Here is a 17,557-nt window from a genome sequence, read left to right as displayed (position 1 = left end):
GCTTAAACTTGCTTGGTTCAAAAGGTATTCAGAAAATTGGCAACATTTTGTCCTATACGTTCATGTATATTGGAGACATCAGCCTTTTCAAAAGCCTCCCCGGTAATGTTCTCGTACAATTCAATATACCTATCAGAAACTGATTCAATATATTCATCAGACATATTCGGTACAGTTTGACCTTCTAACCCTTGAAAATCATTGGAAATTAACCATTGACGCACGAATTCTTTTGAGAGTTGCTTTTGGGGCTCACCCCTACCTTGTCTTTCTTGATAACCTTCTGCGTAAAAATATCGCGAAGAGTCCGGAGTATGGATTTCATCAATCAAAACTATCTTACCATCAACTGTCTTGCCAAATTCATATTTCGTATCGACCAATATTAAATTTCGCTCTGCCGCTAATGCTGTACCTCTTTCAAACAATGCTCGAGTATATTTTTCTAAAAGCTCGTAATCAGCTTTAGAAACTATCCCCTTTTCAAGAATATCCTCTCTTGAAATATCTTCGTCATGATCGCCTTTTTCTGCCTTGGTGGCCGGCGTTATAATTGGTTCAGGAAACTTGTCATTTTCAATCATTCCTTCTGGCATGGGTACACCACAAAGTAGTCGCTTACCTGCTTTATATTCTCGAGCTGCATGCCCCGAAAGATAACCTCTGATGACCATTTCTACCTTAAACGGTTCACACGCTTTACCTATAGCAACATTAGGGTCAGGAGTGGCTAGTAACCAATTCGGTACAATATCCTCAGTAGCCTTCATCATTTTGGTTGCTATTTGATTCAAAATTTGCCCCTTGAAAGGAATACCTTTTGGCATAACGACATCGAAGGCTGATAATCTGTCTGTTGCTACCATTACCAACAAATCATTATCCAAATGGTAAACTTCCCTCACTTTACCTCTGTACACAGATTTCTGACCAGAGAACTGGAAGTTGGTATCCATCAAAGTTTTTGAAGCCATTTAATATTGATTTTGATGCTCTATATTCTTGTAGGCGTCGATGACTTTTTTCACCAATTTGTGGCGAATAACGTCTTTGTCATCTAAGTGGATAATGCTAATACCCTGAACATTTTTTAAAATAAGTAGTGCTTCTTTTAGACCAGAAATCACTCGCCTAGGTAGGTCTATTTGACCAGGGTCGCCTGTTAATAGAAACTTCGCGTTTTTTCCCATTCGGGTCAAAAACATTTTCATTTGGGCATGGGTTGTATTCTGGGCCTCATCCAATATTACAAAAGCATTATCCAAAGTTCTACCTCGCATAAATGCCATCGGAGCTATTTGAATCGTGCCATCTTCAATATATTTTTCTAATTTTTCGGAAGGAATCATATCCCTTAAGGCATCATACAAAGGTTGCATGTATGGGTCTAATTTTTCCTTTAAATCTCCTGGTAAAAATCCAAGATTCTCACCTGCCTCAACAGCTGGGCGAGTAAGTATAATTCTACGAACTTGTTTTTCCTTAAGTGCTTTAACGGCAAGGGCGACCCCTGTATATGTTTTTCCAGTACCAGCAGGTCCTATAGCGAAAACCATGTCATCTTTCATACACGCATCAACCAAACGTCTTTGATTGGCCGTTTGTGCTTTTATCAATTTACCACTCACCCCATGTACCAAAACCTCATGACTTTCATTTGAAGATTTGATGTTTTCAGAGTTGTTTGTGGTCAACAGCCTTTCGATGGAATTCTCGTCAATTTTATTGTATTTGGCAAAATGCTCAGCAATCATGTCAAAACGCTTATCGAATTCTTCTAAGCGTTCTTCATCACCATATACCTTGATTTTATTACCGCGAGCTACTATTTTAAGCTTTGGAAAGTACTTTTTTAGCAGTTCAATATTTTCATTTTGAAGTCCAAAAAATTCACGAGGACTAATCTCAGTCAGTTCTAGTATTAATTCGTTCAATAGGAATTACTGTTTGTGGGTTTTAATTCGTCTAAATCCAGTGAAAGCTTTTTGCTACTTTTACAAACAAACATAACCAAAAATCGGCGCCAAGCATTAAAAATATATCAACACTTAGGTATGGCAATCATCACCCTAACTACTGATTTTGGTACAAAAGACCATTCTGTGGCAGCCGTTAAAGGGCGAATTCTGTCTGAACTACCTGAAGCCAATATTGTTGATATCTCCCACGAAGTTCCATTTTTCAACATTCCCGAATGCGCGTACATCTTGAAAAATGCTTATAAAAATTTCCCTGAGGGCAGTATTCACATCTACGGTGTGGATTCAGAACCTTCGCCCGATAATGAACCCATAGCCATTCTTTTGAACGAGCATTATTTCATTGGAGCAAATAATGGGGTTATTTCGCTTATTTCAGAAGGTATAAAGCCATCAAAAATCACCAAAATAGAATTGCCTAAAATGGATAAAGGACCATTTCCTCTTCGTGACATATTTGCCGTTGTGGCGTGTCATCTTGCACGAGGAGGTAAACTGGAATTGGTAAGCAAACCTTTTGATGAACTTAAAGAAGCAAAAGACTTTGAACCACGAATAGAAAACAATGGAGATACCCTAATAGGCAATATTATTTACGTAGATAACTATGGGAACGTTGTTACCAACATTAGTAAAAGCGTTTTCGAGGCCTACAGAAAAGGGCGTTCTTTTGAAATAATAGCGCGGCGAGAAAAACTGACATCAGTTCATACGCGCTATAACGAATTCATTGATTTTAATTTACCAGAAAATAACCGTAGATCTGGTGGTAAGTTCTTAGCAATATTTAATTCATCTGGATTTTTGGAGTTGGCCATATATAAAAGTAATTCTAAGGGAGCTGGGAGCGCAGAAACGCTTGTAGGTCTTAATCACCGTGAAATGATAACCGTAAACTTTTTATAATGCTGGTTAGAATCGTTAAGTTGGTTTTCAAACCTGAAAATATTTCTAGTTTTGAAAATATTTTTGAGGAAAGTAAAGATCAGATACGAAATTTTGCGGGATGTCAACATTTAGAATTATTTCAAGATAAAAATGATAAGACAACCTTCTTCACTTATAGTTTTTGGGAAACCGAAAATGCCCTTGAAAATTATAGGAATTCTGAATTCTTTAGAAAAACATGGTCGAAAACCAAAGTGCTTTTTGCAGCTAAACCTGAAGCGTGGAGTGTATCCAAAAGGTTCATTTTAAATTAGATATGTACGCAATTTTCAAGAAAGAAATTCAATCCTTTTTTTCGTCATTAATCGGTTATCTCATCCTTAGCCTATTCTTGGTTCTGAGTGGGTTATTTCTTTGGGTATTCAAGGGCCCATTTAACATTCTGGATTATGGTTTCGCAGATTTAAGCCTTTTCTTTCTTTTAGCACCATGGGTATTCTTGTTTTTGATTCCAGCGCTAACTATGAAAAGTTTCGCCGAAGAAAAAAGTCTTGGAACCATTGAATTGCTCCTTATAAAGCCACTTACGACTAATCAACTAACCCTTGGTAAGTTTTTAGCCTATTTCGTTTTATGTGTAATTGCTGTCCTACCTACTATTATATATGTGTTTGCTATTTCCGATTTGGGTATTGTGAAAGGTAACTATGATTTTGGACAAGTACTTGGCTCTTATTTTGGTATACTATTCTTAATCGCCACCTATGTTTCAATTGGCTTATTTTCTTCTAGTCTCACACAAAACCAGATAGTATCATTTCTTTTAGCAGTTACCATAAGTTTTTTCTTTTTTTATGGATTCGAATCCGTAGCTAGCCTTTTTGAAGACGGAAAACAGCAACGATGGATTCAGTCACTTGGGGCAAAATATCATTTTGACAATATTGCAAAAGGGGTAATAAGCATCCAAAACGTATGCTATTTTCTTTCCTTGACAATTCTTTTTCATTGGTTGACCAGCAGAAATATTAGTACCTCACCATCAAACAAAATTTCGTTTATAAAGGTGGTGTCAGTGTTAATCCTTCTCATTTGTCTAGGTCGATTCGCAAATTATCGTTTCGATTTAACAAAAGATAAAAGGTATACCCTTTCGCAAGAAGCCAAATTAACCGTTGAAGACTTTGACTCGCCGGTTATTGTTGATATTTTACTTGAGGGTAACCTACCTTCCGAATTTGCCAGGCTGCAAGCAGAAACCACTCAGTTATTAGATGCTTTTAAGGCAGAAAACAAAAATCTGAGCTACAACCTGGTCAATCCACTAGAAGACACCTCAAATCAACAACAAACAATTTCAGATTTGCAGCAAATAGGGCTTGCACCCGCCGATGTTACTATTCAAGAAGATGGTAAAGTCTCACGTGAATTCGTTTTCCCATGGGCCATGGTAAACTCAGGAAATAAAACGGTAAAGGTTCCTCTTCTTAAAAACACGCTGGGAGCAAATACAGAAGAACGCGTTAATAATTCCGTACAACAATTGGAATACGCATTTGCCGATGCTTTCACCAAATTGAACATCTTAGAAAAAAAGAGGATTGCAGTCTTAAAAGGCAATGGAGAGCTTGATGATATCTACATCACTGACTTTCTAACTTCAATTCGAGAATATTACAATATCGCGGCATTTACTCTTGACTCTGTAGCTTCTAGTCCGCAAAAGACACTGAAGGAATTACAAACCTTTGATTTAGCACTTATAGCAAAACCGACAGAGGCTTTTACAGATGAAGAAAAATATGTTCTGGACCAGTTTGTGGTTGAGGGAGGTAAATCAATTTGGTTGCTAGACAAAGTTGCTATGGAATTGGATAGCCTATTCAATGAAAAAGGGTCATCTATCGCAACTCTTAAGGATTTGAATTTGACGGATTTTTTCTTCAAATACGGTGTTAGATTAAACCCTGTATTGGTCAATGACCTTTATAACACACCAATTGTTTTAGCTACCGGTTCGAATTCTGATTCGAATTACAATCCTTTACCTTGGGTCTACAACCCCATGGTCTTTTCAAAGAATGACCATCCTATTAATACTAATATTGAAGCGGTACGGATGCAATTCGCCAATACAATCGATACGCTGTCAAACCAAAATTCAAAAACTATTTTATTACGTTCCTCACCCCTTTCACAAGAAGAAGGTATTCCGTCAGAAATAAAGCTATCATCAATAACAGAACAAAAACCAAAAGAATCATATGTTGGTAAGGGAAATCTTCCACTCGCAGTGCTTTTGGAAGGCGAATTTAAATCTGCCTACAGTAATAGAATAGCTCCAATAAAGATTGCTGAAAACTTAGATGTGGGTCCTGACAATAAAATGATTATAATTTCTGATGGAGACATCATTAAAAATCAACTAAGAAATGGACAGCCTTTAGAGCTAGGTTATGATAAATGGACTAATAATTTTTATGGAAACAAGGAATTCCTTATCAATTGTGTTAACTATTTACTTGATGATACCGGGCTTTTAAAAATTCGTGCGAAAGAAGTCGATATACCCTTGTTGGATCCCCAAAAAATTATGGCCAATAAAGTAAAATGGCAAGTGATTACCATCCTCGTTCCCTTTCTTCTAATATTACTTTTTGGCAGTATATTTCACATTTATAGAAAACGCCAGTTTACCGTATAAATTAGAATTTACGGTGTTATTTGCTCCTTGTGTTAATAACTAAGTTTTAAATGCGTATGCTTTTAAAATATATTTGTGCTTAGCGATGTGTCGAGCATAGTTACGATTATCTTTAAGGGCATTTTCGCATAAGTTAAATTCTTTTTTTAATGAGATTCATCGTATCAAGTACGTATTTATTGAAAAACCTTCAGGTATTGGGAGGAGTTATTAACAGCAGCAACACTTTGCCGATACTAGATAATTTTCTATTTGATTTAAACAAAAATAAACTCACTGTATCAGCATCCGATTTGGAGACCACCATGAGCTCAGTTCTTGAGGTTGATTCAGATGCGGAAGGAACTATAGCGGTACCAGCAAGGTTACTCCTTGATACCCTTAAGACTTTTCCAGAGCAACCATTGACATTCGTGGTTGAAGATAACAATACGATGGAAATCAGTTCTAACCACGGTAAATATGCAGTTGCTTATGCAGATGGTAACGAGTTTCCGAAAGCTGTTGAATTATCAAATCCAAGTTCAACGACAATTTTAGGAGACATTTTAGCTACGGCAGTGGCCAAAACGATATTCGCAGCTGGTAATGACGATTTAAGACCCGTAATGAGCGGCGTATTTTTTCAATTTTCTCCTGAAAATTTGACTTTTGTATCAACAGATGCCCATAAGCTTGTCAAATACGAGAGAAATGATTTAAAAGCTTCTGAGGTTGCAGAATTTATAATGCCTAAAAAGCCTCTAAATCTTTTAAAAGGAATTTTAGCTGGCTCTGAATCTGAAGTTAAAATTGAATACAACGAGAGTAACGCCAAATTCAGTTTTGATAGCACGGAACTAATCTGTCGTTTGATTGATGGAAAATATCCAAATTACGAAGCAGTAATACCAAAAGAGAATCCAAACAAGTTAACCATTGCTCGAAATCAATTCTTGAGTTCTGTACGTCGGGTTTCAATTTTTTCGAATAAAACCACACATCAAATTAGACTAAAGATTGCAGGTGCTGAATTAAATATATCAGCAGAGGATGTAGATTACAGCAATAAAGCAGAAGAACGTCTCTCGTGTGCATATCAAGGTGATGATATGCAAATAGGTTTCAATTCTCGTTTTTTGGTCGAAATGCTCAACAACTTGTCTTCAGATGAAGTTTCGTTAGAAATGAGCCTTCCAAACCGAGCCGGAATTCTAACGCCGACTGATGGATTGGATGAAGGTGAACAAGTGACCATGCTTGTAATGCCAGTGATGCTAAACAATTAAATACTTAACTTTCCAACCTAAATATTAGCGCCAAGGATATTCACCTTGACGCTTTTTTATTAGATCCGAGTTTAGAATTGCACCCAATCTTTTAGAAAAACTTAATCGTCAAGAAATAGGAAGGTGGCTCTCCATTTGACGCTTTTATAGCATTGATTATCGGAAGAATAAAACCAATAATTCCGACACCTATAAACGTTAAAATCCCCAAGCCTAAAAGCAAAATAGCAGGAATGCTTAAAACGATGTAAAGTAGCATACTTAACTGAAAGTTGATAATTGACTTGCCATGTTCATCCATTCCTTCAACGTTATTACGTGATGTGGCCCAAATTATGAGTGGCACAATAAACCCTCCAAAACCAGTAACATAATGTAATAATTGAGTTAAATGGGTTATTGCTACTAAAGTGTTGTCTTTTCTAAGTGAAGTGGTACTAACTAATTCCATAATTATTTTGATTGATGATGTATTTATAGGTAGCTAGAATTGTAAAAATGTTACACTAGGCTTCTTTGTATTTTTGCAAAATGCAACATGATGAAACGATTATTGCCTTAGCTACTCCCTCTGGTACCGGGGCCATAGCTGTTATCAGGATTTCCGGAAAAGATGCTATTGAAATTGCAGAAAAACAATTTCAATCTGTTCGCGGAAAATCTTTAACAAATCAAAAGAGCCACACGATCCATCTTGGTCATATCCTCGACGGTCAAAAAGTATTGGATAAAGTGCTGATTTCTTTATTTAAAGGTCCTAATTCGTATACCGGAGAAAACGTGGTTGAAATTTCTTGTCACGGCTCTAGATACATACAAGATCAGCTAATTCAATTGTTTCTAAGAAATGGTTGCAGAATGGCGAAAGCTGGTGAATTTACGCTCAGGGCATTTTTGAATGGTAAAATGGACCTAAGTCAGGCAGAGGCTGTAGCAGATCTTATTGCCAGTGAAAATGAATCAGCCCACAAAGTTGCGATTCAACAGATGAGAGGTGGCTTTAGTCTTCAAATCAATGATTTACGAGAGCAATTACTGAATTTTGCCTCTTTAATTGAATTGGAATTAGACTTTGCACAAGAGGACGTAGAATTCGCTGATAGGACGAAACTCCATCAATTACTTAATAAGATTACTGAGGTGTTAAAGAACTTGATTGACTCATTCGCATTTGGTAATGTTATAAAAAATGGAATTCCCGTCGCAATTGTAGGTGAGCCGAACGTTGGTAAATCTACTTTGTTGAATGCACTCCTAAATGAAGAACGCGCCATCGTTAGTAATATACCAGGAACCACAAGAGATACAGTCGAAGATCAAATCGTAATTGATGGTATTGCTTTTCGTTTTATTGATACGGCGGGAATTCGACAAACCTCAGATACTATCGAAAAAATAGGTATCGAACGAACTTTTCGAAAAATTGAAGAAGCTTCATTGATTATTTACCTTTTTGAAGCAAGTAAGGTAGGATCAATTGATTTAAAAGCACTGCAAGCGGAATATCCTGAGAAAGAACTCATTTTTGTTGCAAATAAAATTGATGAATTCAATTTAGATTCTGTCAATTCCGAAATAATAAAACTTTCTGCGAAGTCAAAAATTGGTATTTCAGAATTGCAAAAACAGCTGTTAAAAAAGTCTCTAGCAGGGAGCATTAAACACGATAGCACAATTGTAACCAATAGCAGGCATTACGGTTCACTCGTAAAATCACTTGAAGAAATACAAAAAGTTAAGTCAGGTTTAAATGAGGATATTCCAAGTGACCTATTGGCAATTGATATTCGTCAAGCCCTGCACCATTTAGGCGAAATCACAGGTTCTGTTACCTCCGACGACCTTTTAGGCAATATATTTTCGAATTTTTGCATTGGCAAATAAATTCCTAAATACCCTAGCGTTGTATATTTGCAGCCTTATTGGTGGGACATGTTTAGTTTTTTTACTAAAAAAGATTTCTTGGTGGATTACCTTGAAGGCTTTGTTGACATACATAATCATATACTTCCTGGTATTGATGATGGAGCAAAAAATGTTGAGGAATCCATTGAAATTATAAAGGAATTTAGAGAGATTGGTGTTAATAGTTTTATATGCACTCCGCATATCATGAACAACTATTATGAGAATACTCCTGACATTATAAATAAGGCTTATAATCGACTACTTGCTGGTATTAAAAAAGAAGGTTTAAACGTTAATATTGTTCCAGCGGCAGAACATATGATTGATGATAATTTCGAAAACATTTTGTCAAAAAATGAAGTTATGCCTTTGGGGAAAGATCACCTACTGGTCGAAATGTCCTTTTTACAACCAAGTATCAATTTTGAAATTGCAGTAAACCAAATTCAAAGTAAAAGACTGTTTCCTGTCTTGGCACATCCTGAAAGGTATAGCTACTATCACAAAGATTTTTCGAAGTTCGAATACTTCAAAAACCTTGGGATAAAGTTTCAACTTAATATACTTTCTCTGGGTGATTATTATGGCAAGGATGTACGAAAAACCGCATTGAAACTATTGGAAAAAGATATGTATGATTTCATAGGTAGTGATGTTCATTTTCTAAGTCAAATTAAACATATCAAGCGAATCACCCTAAGGCCAAATACAATATCAAAAGTTCAAAATTTGATTTCAAATAAATTATGAGGCCTTTTTAGACTTTAAAAAAGGTATGTCAAATTGCCACCATTTCTTTTGAGTCTGACCATATCCATAACCATACTTCCCACCATAACCAAGATTGGTTTCTTTTACAGAATTGACTACGAATGAAAGGTTTCTAATCTTCCCTTCTTTGTGCAGGTTCAAAGGAAATTCAAGTACTTTTCTTTCTGTACTCTTAGACTTTGTAACATAGATTACTTGATCGGTATACTTCTCAAGCAAAAGTGAATCGGTTACTGCTAAAATAGGCGCAGAATCGACAATTATATAATCATATTTCGCTCGCAGATTTTCAAATAAACCCTCTAAACGCTCACTTAAAAGAAGCTCGGAAGGATTCGGAGGAATTTTACCGGAGTAAATAACATCGATGCCTATTTCGTTTTCTTCGATATTGTGAATTAAATCTTTCAAGTTTATATCCTCCTGAAATAGATAATCAGTCAATCCATAACTAATCTGAGCACGATTGTTGACTCCTTCAGACTTAAAAAACTCAAATACCTTAGGATTTCGGATATCAGCACCTAATAGAAGTACCTTTTTACCAGCCGAAGCTAAAGTCATTGAGAGATTAGAACTTATAAATGTTTTTCCTTCACCCGAAACACTAGATGTTACGAGGGTCACTTTACCATTTGAAGATTTTCCTCTTGATTTAAGAATATAATCAAGATTTGTTCTTAGAATTCTAAGTGATTCAGATAAGATTGAACGATCTCCCTTTTTAACTAAAATATCTTCTTTGGAATTCACCTTCGGTACTTCGGCTAAGACAACAAAATTATTACCAAGATACTTCTGTAATGTAACCATATTGCTAACCTTATTGTCAAGAAGGCCATTTAGATAAATAATTGCAAATGGAATCATAAGTCCAGCTAAAATGGCTGCTAAGTAGATAATCTTGTTCTTTGGTTCAACCGGTGTATTACTAACCAAGTGCGCTCTATTTATAATCTTAGACTTTGGAGCTGCAGATGCGAATGCAATTTGGGCTTCTTCACTTTTTTGCAATAAATAGAGATATAAAGACTCAGTAGTCTGTTGTTTTCTTGAAATATCCCTCAATGCTGTCTCGTTACCTGGTGCAGCATATATTCGTGAATTGATTTGAGAAAGTTGTTTACTTAAGCTATTGACCCTGAGGTTAAGATTGTTCGTAACATTATTTAAACTTGATTGCATTGTCCGCTTTAGAGTTGACAATTGCTGATCAAGATTCACAATTATTGGGTTTTTTTCGTTTGAACTTTCCAATAATCGATTTCTTTGAGCAACTAATTCATTATAGCGGGTTGCAGCATTATCAATACTAGGATCTGACAAGCCAACATTCGGAATTACTTCGAATCCGTCTTGTTGATTTATCAGACTTTGCATGGATTCGGCAATATTCAATTGAATATTTGCACTCCTGAGCTCTTGTTCACTTGCAGCGCTTTGTTGAAAATTTACATTTGATTGAGAACCCAAATCTGCAATTCCCCTACTCTCTTTAAAAGTTTCTGATTCTTGATCAATGGTGGATAGGTTTGAATAAATATCTGCAATCCTATCTTCTATAAACCTACTTGTTCTGTCTGCAATGGCCTTTTTAGACTCTACTTCATTTTCATTATTCTGTTCGATGAGTAAATTAATGACATCAATGGCCCGTTCGGGTACAGCATCTTTCATCGAGATATTCAATACCGTAGATATTTTATCTTTAGGAACTACGGAAACCCTACCCCTATAACTATCAGCTACAGAAGATTCTTCTTTGATGGAAATACCGAGTATTTTATTCTTGTACCTTGAGATTTTCTCCAGGTTTGGAACCAAAGTAATGTCTCCAATTTCATCTGCGTTTATTTCGGTTCCGAAGGTCATCTTTTTTCCTTCTTGGTCCCTTTTTAATGAATACATGAATTCATTCTCATTAAGAATTCTCACAAAAAAATCATGGGACGAACTAATAGGAACAGTATCTGATGACATTAAAATCTCAAATGGATGATTGTTGTATAAATCACCACTTCTAACATTGCCCAATAAATTATACTCAATATTAAGTTTCAGTTTCCTGACTACTTTAATAAAGTTGTCCCGAGATTTCAATAACTCAACTTCATCAGTAATTTTTGTAGCCTCACGACCACTTAAAACATCTAGTTCTTGAAGTACGCTGAGCTCAGAACCCGAACTTTTATCTTCAATAATTTGGATTTTGGCTGCAACTTCGAATTTGGGCACAGAATACCTTAAATACAAAAATGCCATCAAAAAGGCAGCACAAATACTCAATACAAACCATTTCCAATGCTTGAGGTAGCTATTGACAATTTCATTTAAGTCTAAATCTCCCCTTTCCATAGGTTAAATTAAATTTTTGAGAAGTTTATCTGGTTAGGATTACCACAGCCGATGTTACAACAACGGATAAAATGGAAACTACTATGGTTGCTCTTTGGTCAAGTGATGATTCGGTTTTACCAGATTTATTGGGCTCAACAATAACAACATCATTCTGAGTTAAATAATATACAGGAGATTTAAGTGCCTCTTTGGTGTTGAGATTTATTCTATTGTAAACCTTAGTTCCATCAAAATCACGTACTACCATTACATTATCTCGTCTTCCTTTGATAGTGATGTCCCCAGCAAGTCCTAATGCTTCCATAATAGTTATCTACTCTCCATTGACTGCATACGCACCAGGTCTATTGACCGCACCTAAAACTGTTACGGTAAAATTTCTGATTCTAATATTGATAATGGGATCTTTAAGATAATCGGCAAGTCTTTCTGTCAAAAGAGCACGAGTTCCACTTGGAGTTAATCCAGCAATTTTAATTTTACCTATTACAGGAAAATCGATTTCTCCATTTTTATCAATCAGATAATCCACCTGCTCTGGTGCGATGCCACCTTCCTCTGCCCCTCTAAATAGATTAAATGGAGCACTGGCCTCAGGATTTAAAGATGAAATATGGATGGCGACTAAATCGTCAACCTTGAATTTAGATTCAAAGGTGTTCTCGTTTACTAATGTTTCAAATTCTTCAGCGTCTTCAAAATAAATCAGTTCCTTGGTAGAAGTGCACGAAAACCCTGTTATTAATAAATTTAAGGCCATTAAAAACTTTAAAGAATTTCTCATCAGACAAAGAATGAATGTTTATTAGTTAGCTATCTCCTCTTTTTTATCAACTGGTTCTTTTGTAGGAGATTTATCAAATCTACTAAATTGGGAGTTGTTAGAAATATATTCCGGCACAATCTTTTTCATCATTGGGATAATTTTATCCCGATAAAAAAGATTTGATACGCAAAGTTCATCAATACTCGACCTAATTAGGGCATAATCAATCTCTCTAACTTTACTAATCATGATTTTCTCGTTGTAAGTGGGTAAAGTATTCTCGCCATTTGCAAGTAATTCTTCGTACAACTTTTCGCCTGGTCTTAATCCTGTTATTTTAATATCGATATCCTCGGGATACCTTAGCCCAGATAACCTGATCATATTTTTAGCCAAATCAAATATTTTAACTGATTCACCCATATCAAAAATGAAGATTTCACCTCCATTACCCATAGCACCAGCTTCTAAGACCAATTGAGAAGCCTCAGGAATTGTCATAAAGTATCGGGTAATATCTTTATGGGTAACTGTTAAAGGGCCCCCTTTTTCAATTTGCTTGCGAAATAATGGAATAACCGAGCCATTTGAACCAAGAACATTTCCAAATCTTGTAGTAATAAACTTGGTCTTACCCTCTTGCTGACGGCAGCTTATGTACATTTCAGCTATTCGTTTTGTACATCCCATCACATTTGTAGGATTTACGGCTTTATCTGTTGAAACAAAAACGAATTTTTCCACCCCAAATTCAATACTCAAATCAACGATATTCTTAGTCCCAACTACATTGATTTTAATCGCTTCATACGGATTTGCTTCCATTAGTGGAACATGCTTGTAAGCTGCTGCATGAAAAAATCTTGTTGGTTTATATTCCTGAATAAGAGCTCTCATGTTGCTTTTATCTCTAATATCTGCAACTATTGGCACGAAATTATGCCGCCCCGATTGTTTCAGCTCTTGCTGTAAGTCGTATAATGCGGATTCCGCTTGGTCAATTAAAATTAAATTCTTGTAAGTGTACCTTGATATTTGTCTAACAAGCTCACTACCGATGGAACCAGCGGCCCCTGTTACCATAATTACTTGGCCATCGAAATCATTGGCTACCTTACTATTTTTTATTTGTATCGGAGGACGATCGAGTAAATCTTCAATCTGAACATTTTTGATCTGAGAAACTTTTAATTCTCCGTTTATCCAATCCTCAACAGGAGGAACTATTTTCACCTTAACAGGAAGGTCTACGAGTTCGTTAACGCGATCTCTCAACTTCTTCGGGGCAATGTTCTGAATACAGAAAATTACTTCTGAAATTCCGTTTAATAAAATAAACTCTTCCGTCAGGACCTTTTTGTCGAAAACACGAACGCCGTTGATTAATTTTCCAACTTTACGAATGTCATTATCAACAAAACCAACAACCCGAACTTGCATTTTAGAATGATTAGCAAGGGTTTGATAAGTGATTATGCCAGATTCGCCTGCTCCATAAATCAAAACATGTTTTGAAGTTTTACCGTTGCTCTTTATAAGATGGTCGTAGACGGTTTTTAAAAAATAACGCACAACTGTTAGACCAATAAAAGCTAACATGCTATTAATAATAATGATTGATAAGGGTATCGTAAAGTTTGGAAAGAATTGGGCATACTTATTCAAAATAACGCCGACAATTAATCCGATACTCGCTAAACATACAGCATTAAAAATGGAATAAACATCCTTTATACCTGTATGCCTTATCAAACTATTGTAAGATCCAATAATCAAAAAAGAAATTAAAAACATTACCCAAACCAATGGTAATTGTTTCCAAAGCATTTGAACATCAAAATCCAGACTGAGATTAAATCTAATTAAATAAGCAAGAAAAAAAGTGACAGAGATGATGGTCATGTCAAGGGCCAATACTATTCCCTTTGGTACAACTTTCCACTCTCGTCCAAGAAATATACGTTCAATCATACTCTTGTTTGTTGTTTTTTATACTGCATCGAACTACTTAGAAACAAGAAATCCCTTTGGAAGATTTTTTCTGGAAAAATTGAGAAAATAAAAAATTCGAAATAAGATTTTTCAATGCTCTCGACACTAGAAATCTCTTGATTCATGATAGTATTGCAGTGTTTATTGGGGTTGAAACTCACTACTAAATTAAGGTTAATGAGTACACAAGGGTTGTCTTTGCTTAAAATATTCGTTAAAAACAAAAGATTACAGGTTTAAAGTCTATTTAACATAACAATCCTTGTGATATTGCAGGGCTGATTTCGTTTCAATTCAACTTATTTTTCATTTGATATAACGTTTAGTACTTCAATTATTGTGAAGGGCATTCGATAGTTAATTGAAGTATCTATAATTCAGAAGAATAAAAATCAAGTGATTTATTGTTTATGAATTTCAGCTTTTTTTTGATTCAAATGGAATAATATTTGTTTAGCTTGTATAATCATTCATTAGAAAAATTAGAATTTGAAAACAATAATCTATATACTTTTTTTCGCTCTTTTTACAACGACGATAAAACCTTCAACCAAATCTTCTCAATTGCAAGAAACTAAAGATACTTTGTCTTGCGAAATCGCAATTCAAAATATGATGTTAAGGCATGTAGATATTTCGAAATATAAGAACCTTAAAAAGATAAACCTCGCGCATTTCGGAGTTGTAGGTAACGGTAAGGTAGACGACACAGAGGCTTTACAAAGGGCCCTGGATTCTGGTAAAGAACTTTATGCGGATGAGGGTTCAACATTTTTGATTTCTAAATTACTGGTTATTGACAATCAAGGAGACCAAAGTATTCATTGGAACAATTCGACCATAATAACAAACTCCTATCTCGAACAGGCCTTTCATATAAAAAAGGAATCTGGGCTTTTAGAAATGTCAAATCTCACAATTGAAGGGAATTATCTAATAGGAATAGGATTTTGGATTCATTCTGTTGTCAATTTTAGCAATGTTGATGTTAGGGAATTAAGTTCTAGGGGAATGGCAGCCTATGCATTTAGATATGAGGTGACTGAACATCCCAATAGTCATGGCGATGCCACGTTTGATAATTGCGATTGCAAGGATATAGATACGGCAAGTAATGGAATAATTGGAGATTCTAAAGGTGCTTCTAGATGTTTGATTTTTAGATATGGTTATTCTGGCCCTTCAACTAAAATAAGTTGGACAAATAGTGTATTTGATGGTGCATGGGGAGACGATGGTGATTTGGTTCACTTTGAACAAATGGTTAGTGATATTAACGATTCTAAATTCGTTTTTGAGAATATGGAATTGAAAAATTTTTCTAGAAGGGCGGTTAAAGGTTTAACTGGTGGGGTGCAATTTCGAAATACCAGATTTAAAAGTCCGTCATCAAATAATAAGAAGTTATCATCTGCAATTGAATCTGCTGGTTTAGTTGCAATGGGCAATATGATACAGAATGAAGCAGCCAAAGGTGTAAAATTCATTGGCTGCACTTTTGATAATTCAGAAGGTTATGAAGGTAGATTGATCATTAATCGTCAAGATAACCTTGAAATAAAAAATTGTACTTTCATAAGAACCGATATTGCATTTTATCAAGACTTAATAGGTGATATTTTAATTTGCAAAAATAGGTTTGACGGTAGAAGTAGAATTTATGAATATGGCTTTGAAAGTGATGAGCCATACTTTGGAGTTATAAAAATTGGAGGTAACAAGGGTTTAAATGGACTAATTGATCTTGAATTGGGTAAAATCGAATCAATTGAATGCGCTCAATAGGTCACGTTTTTGTATTGAAAAAGGGTATTCCAAATTATATGATTCTATATCTTTTTAGTCTGGTTCTATATTTTATCCAATACTTACCAAACCTATATCGAACAAAAAATAAGGTATTCAAATAACTATCGAATAATCTATAATACCCTTTTGAGAAGAGCCTTGCAGCAATTTTTTTTACAAATCCTTGATTGTACGCACTATAATAAGCCTTATGCTCCTTGGTTCCCAGAAGAGAAATTTTATCAAGTCTTTCATTTTTAGAAAAGCTGATTTGCTGTCTAAACATTGACTCAAGTACTCTTGTGGTAGGGTATCCTTTAGCGTAGTTTACGATGGCAATACTTTTCTGGTCCAACTCTGAATTTTCAAATAATTTTTCAAATCTATCTTTAATAAGGTTTAAACTTCGCAATTCAGATTCAAAATGAAAATATCGTTTTGACAAAGAACCTTCAAGAGATATTAAATAATGATAATTGGTGCTGTCTAAAAATTTTAATTTGTTGACATGAGTCAAATATTCAACAAAGAATATTAAATCCTCACTAAAGTCTAAATCCTCATAAAACTTCAGGTTATTTTTTTTTATGATTTCTGCCGAATAGAACTTACAAAAGGGATAACCATGTCTCAATAAGCCATAATCTTGTAAAAGAAGGTTTTTATTATCAAGTGTGATTTCCGCAGGCTTATAATTTGCATTAACTTCTTCGTACGACTTAAAATCTTTAAGAATATCCTGAATAATTAAAGTAGTATCATCCTCAAACTCAGAAATAAAGTCCTTTAAATAAGAGCTATCTATCCAATCGTCAGAATCAATGAAGCAAATATGTGTTCCTTTAGACAATTCAATTCCTCTGTTTCTTGATGCAGAAACACCTGCATTTGCTTGATTAATAATTTTGACCTTTGGATGCCTTGAGAATTTATTGCAAATTTCAAGTGAACCATCCGTACTTCCGTCATTGACCAGTATTACCTCAAATGATTCAAAACTTTGGTTTAGTATTGAGTTTACACAATTTTCAACAGTATCTTCTGCATTGTAAACCGGAACTACGAAAGAAATTAACATACTTTTGAGATTGTTTCGTGGTTAGGATAGGGGCTCGATTCAGCCCCAACAATATTT

The 17,557-nt window shown here is 35.1% G+C and carries 15 protein-coding genes; 7 read left to right on the top strand and 8 right to left on the bottom strand.

Annotation, left to right across the window (positions count from 1 at the left end):
• Positions 1 to 17: 17 nt before the first annotated feature.
• On the bottom strand, positions 18 to 974 hold the full coding sequence (locus HCU67_RS08780) for a phosphoribosylaminoimidazolesuccinocarboxamide synthase (protein ID WP_168552259.1): 957 nt from the start codon (positions 972 to 974) through the stop codon (positions 18 to 20).
• Complete coding sequence (locus tag HCU67_RS08775) at positions 975 to 1,934, bottom strand: PhoH family protein (RefSeq protein ID WP_168552258.1); 960 nt, start codon at positions 1,932 to 1,934, stop codon at positions 975 to 977. It abuts the gene before it with no gap.
• A 120-nt stretch (positions 1,935 to 2,054) separates the two neighbouring features.
• Here HCU67_RS08775 and HCU67_RS08770 point away from each other — a divergent pair, with 120 nt between their 5' ends.
• The 4 genes from HCU67_RS08770 (at position 2,055) to dnaN (ending at position 6,839) form a co-directional block, all read left to right on the top strand.
• Positions 2,055 to 2,885: an SAM hydrolase/SAM-dependent halogenase family protein gene (locus tag HCU67_RS08770; protein ID WP_168552257.1), complete on the top strand. Its 831-nt coding sequence runs from the start codon at positions 2,055 to 2,057 to the stop codon at positions 2,883 to 2,885.
• The gene (locus HCU67_RS08765; RefSeq protein ID WP_168552256.1) at positions 2,885 to 3,181 is read left to right on the top strand and encodes a putative quinol monooxygenase; all 297 of its coding nucleotides are present in this window, start codon (positions 2,885 to 2,887) and stop codon (positions 3,179 to 3,181) included. Before HCU67_RS08770 ends, HCU67_RS08765 begins: the two co-directional genes overlap by 1 nt.
• A gap of 2 nt (positions 3,182 to 3,183) precedes the next feature.
• Entirely contained in the window at positions 3,184 to 5,571 is a 2,388-nt protein-coding gene (gene gldG, locus HCU67_RS08760) for a gliding motility-associated ABC transporter substrate-binding protein GldG (RefSeq protein WP_168552255.1), read from the top strand.
• A 149-nt stretch (positions 5,572 to 5,720) separates the two neighbouring features.
• Entirely contained in the window at positions 5,721 to 6,839 is a 1,119-nt protein-coding gene (dnaN, locus tag HCU67_RS08755) for a DNA polymerase III subunit beta (RefSeq protein ID WP_168552254.1), read from the top strand.
• A 91-nt stretch (positions 6,840 to 6,930) separates the two neighbouring features.
• Here the strand turns inward: dnaN and HCU67_RS08750 are convergent, their stop codons facing one another.
• A complete protein-coding gene (locus tag HCU67_RS08750) occupies positions 6,931 to 7,290 on the bottom strand; it encodes a DUF4870 domain-containing protein (RefSeq protein ID WP_168552253.1) in 360 nt (119 codons plus the stop codon).
• An 80-nt stretch (positions 7,291 to 7,370) separates the two neighbouring features.
• Here HCU67_RS08750 and mnmE point away from each other — a divergent pair, with 80 nt between their 5' ends.
• Both mnmE and HCU67_RS08740 read left to right on the top strand, forming a co-directional pair.
• Positions 7,371 to 8,723 carry a tRNA uridine-5-carboxymethylaminomethyl(34) synthesis GTPase MnmE gene (gene mnmE / locus HCU67_RS08745; protein WP_168552252.1) on the top strand — a complete coding sequence of 451 codons (1,353 nt, stop codon included), beginning with the start codon at positions 7,371 to 7,373 and terminating at the stop codon, positions 8,721 to 8,723.
• A gap of 48 nt (positions 8,724 to 8,771) precedes the next feature.
• Entirely contained in the window at positions 8,772 to 9,497 is a 726-nt protein-coding gene (locus tag HCU67_RS08740) for a tyrosine-protein phosphatase (RefSeq protein ID WP_168552251.1), read from the top strand.
• Here HCU67_RS08740 and HCU67_RS08735 read toward each other — a convergent pair.
• Genes HCU67_RS08735 through HCU67_RS08725 form a run of 4 tightly spaced genes read right to left on the bottom strand, consistent with a single transcriptional unit; the run spans position 9,492 to position 14,436 of the window.
• Entirely contained in the window at positions 9,492 to 11,873 is a 2,382-nt protein-coding gene (locus HCU67_RS08735) for a GumC family protein (protein ID WP_168552250.1), read from the bottom strand. The two genes, HCU67_RS08740 and HCU67_RS08735, sit on opposite strands and share 6 nt — an antisense overlap.
• 25 nt (positions 11,874 to 11,898) lie before the next feature.
• On the bottom strand, positions 11,899 to 12,180 hold the full coding sequence (locus tag HCU67_RS16775) for a polysaccharide biosynthesis/export family protein (protein WP_345890704.1): 282 nt from the start codon (positions 12,178 to 12,180) through the stop codon (positions 11,899 to 11,901).
• 9 nt (positions 12,181 to 12,189) lie between these two features.
• Positions 12,190 to 12,660 (bottom strand): polysaccharide biosynthesis/export family protein, encoded by a 471-nt coding sequence (locus HCU67_RS16770; RefSeq protein WP_345890703.1) that lies wholly within the window; start codon positions 12,658 to 12,660, stop codon positions 12,190 to 12,192.
• Between the two features lie 21 nt (positions 12,661 to 12,681).
• Positions 12,682 to 14,436 (bottom strand): polysaccharide biosynthesis protein, encoded by a 1,755-nt coding sequence (locus HCU67_RS08725; RefSeq protein WP_345890702.1) that lies wholly within the window; start codon positions 14,434 to 14,436, stop codon positions 12,682 to 12,684.
• A 762-nt stretch (positions 14,437 to 15,198) separates the two neighbouring features.
• Here HCU67_RS08725 and HCU67_RS08720 point away from each other — a divergent pair.
• Positions 15,199 to 16,419, top strand: a complete 1,221-nt coding sequence (locus HCU67_RS08720; protein ID WP_168552248.1) for a hypothetical protein — start codon at positions 15,199 to 15,201, stop codon at positions 16,417 to 16,419.
• Between the two features lie 34 nt (positions 16,420 to 16,453).
• Here the strand turns inward: HCU67_RS08720 and HCU67_RS08715 are convergent, their stop codons facing one another.
• Positions 16,454 to 17,500 carry a glycosyltransferase family 2 protein gene (locus HCU67_RS08715; RefSeq protein WP_168552247.1) on the bottom strand — a complete coding sequence of 349 codons (1,047 nt, stop codon included), beginning with the start codon at positions 17,498 to 17,500 and terminating at the stop codon, positions 16,454 to 16,456.
• Between the last annotated feature and the right edge of the window lie 57 nt (positions 17,501 to 17,557).

It is taken from the genome of Croceivirga thetidis, assembly GCF_012272815.1.
GTDB classification, from domain to species: Bacteria; Bacteroidota; Bacteroidia; order Flavobacteriales; family Flavobacteriaceae; genus Croceivirga; species Croceivirga thetidis.
Note: the sequence above shows the minus strand (reverse complement) of the source record. Positions and strands in the feature narration are given on the sequence as shown.

Coding starts and splice junctions, on each gene's coding strand:
- mnmE (WP_168552252.1), top strand. CDS start 7,371: ATGCAACATGATGAAACGATTATTGCCTTAGCTACTCCCTCTGGTACC.
- gldG (WP_168552255.1), top strand. CDS start 3,184: ATGTACGCAATTTTCAAGAAAGAAATTCAATCCTTTTTTTCGTCATTA.
- HCU67_RS08725 (WP_345890702.1), bottom strand. CDS start 14,436: ATGTTTTTAATTTCTTTTTTGATTATTGGATCTTACAATAGTTTGATA.
- dnaN (WP_168552254.1), top strand. CDS start 5,721: ATGAGATTCATCGTATCAAGTACGTATTTATTGAAAAACCTTCAGGTA.
- HCU67_RS08740 (WP_168552251.1), top strand. CDS start 8,772: ATGTTTAGTTTTTTTACTAAAAAAGATTTCTTGGTGGATTACCTTGAA.
- HCU67_RS16770 (WP_345890703.1), bottom strand. CDS start 12,660: ATGAGAAATTCTTTAAAGTTTTTAATGGCCTTAAATTTATTAATAACA.
- HCU67_RS08770 (WP_168552257.1), top strand. CDS start 2,055: ATGGCAATCATCACCCTAACTACTGATTTTGGTACAAAAGACCATTCT.
- HCU67_RS08750 (WP_168552253.1), bottom strand. CDS start 7,290: ATGGAATTAGTTAGTACCACTTCACTTAGAAAAGACAACACTTTAGTA.
- HCU67_RS08715 (WP_168552247.1), bottom strand. CDS start 17,500: ATGTTAATTTCTTTCGTAGTTCCGGTTTACAATGCAGAAGATACTGTT.
- HCU67_RS16775 (WP_345890704.1), bottom strand. CDS start 12,180: ATGGAAGCATTAGGACTTGCTGGGGACATCACTATCAAAGGAAGACGA.
- HCU67_RS08765 (WP_168552256.1), top strand. CDS start 2,885: ATGCTGGTTAGAATCGTTAAGTTGGTTTTCAAACCTGAAAATATTTCT.
- HCU67_RS08780 (WP_168552259.1), bottom strand. CDS start 974: ATGGCTTCAAAAACTTTGATGGATACCAACTTCCAGTTCTCTGGTCAG.
- HCU67_RS08735 (WP_168552250.1), bottom strand. CDS start 11,873: ATGGAAAGGGGAGATTTAGACTTAAATGAAATTGTCAATAGCTACCTC.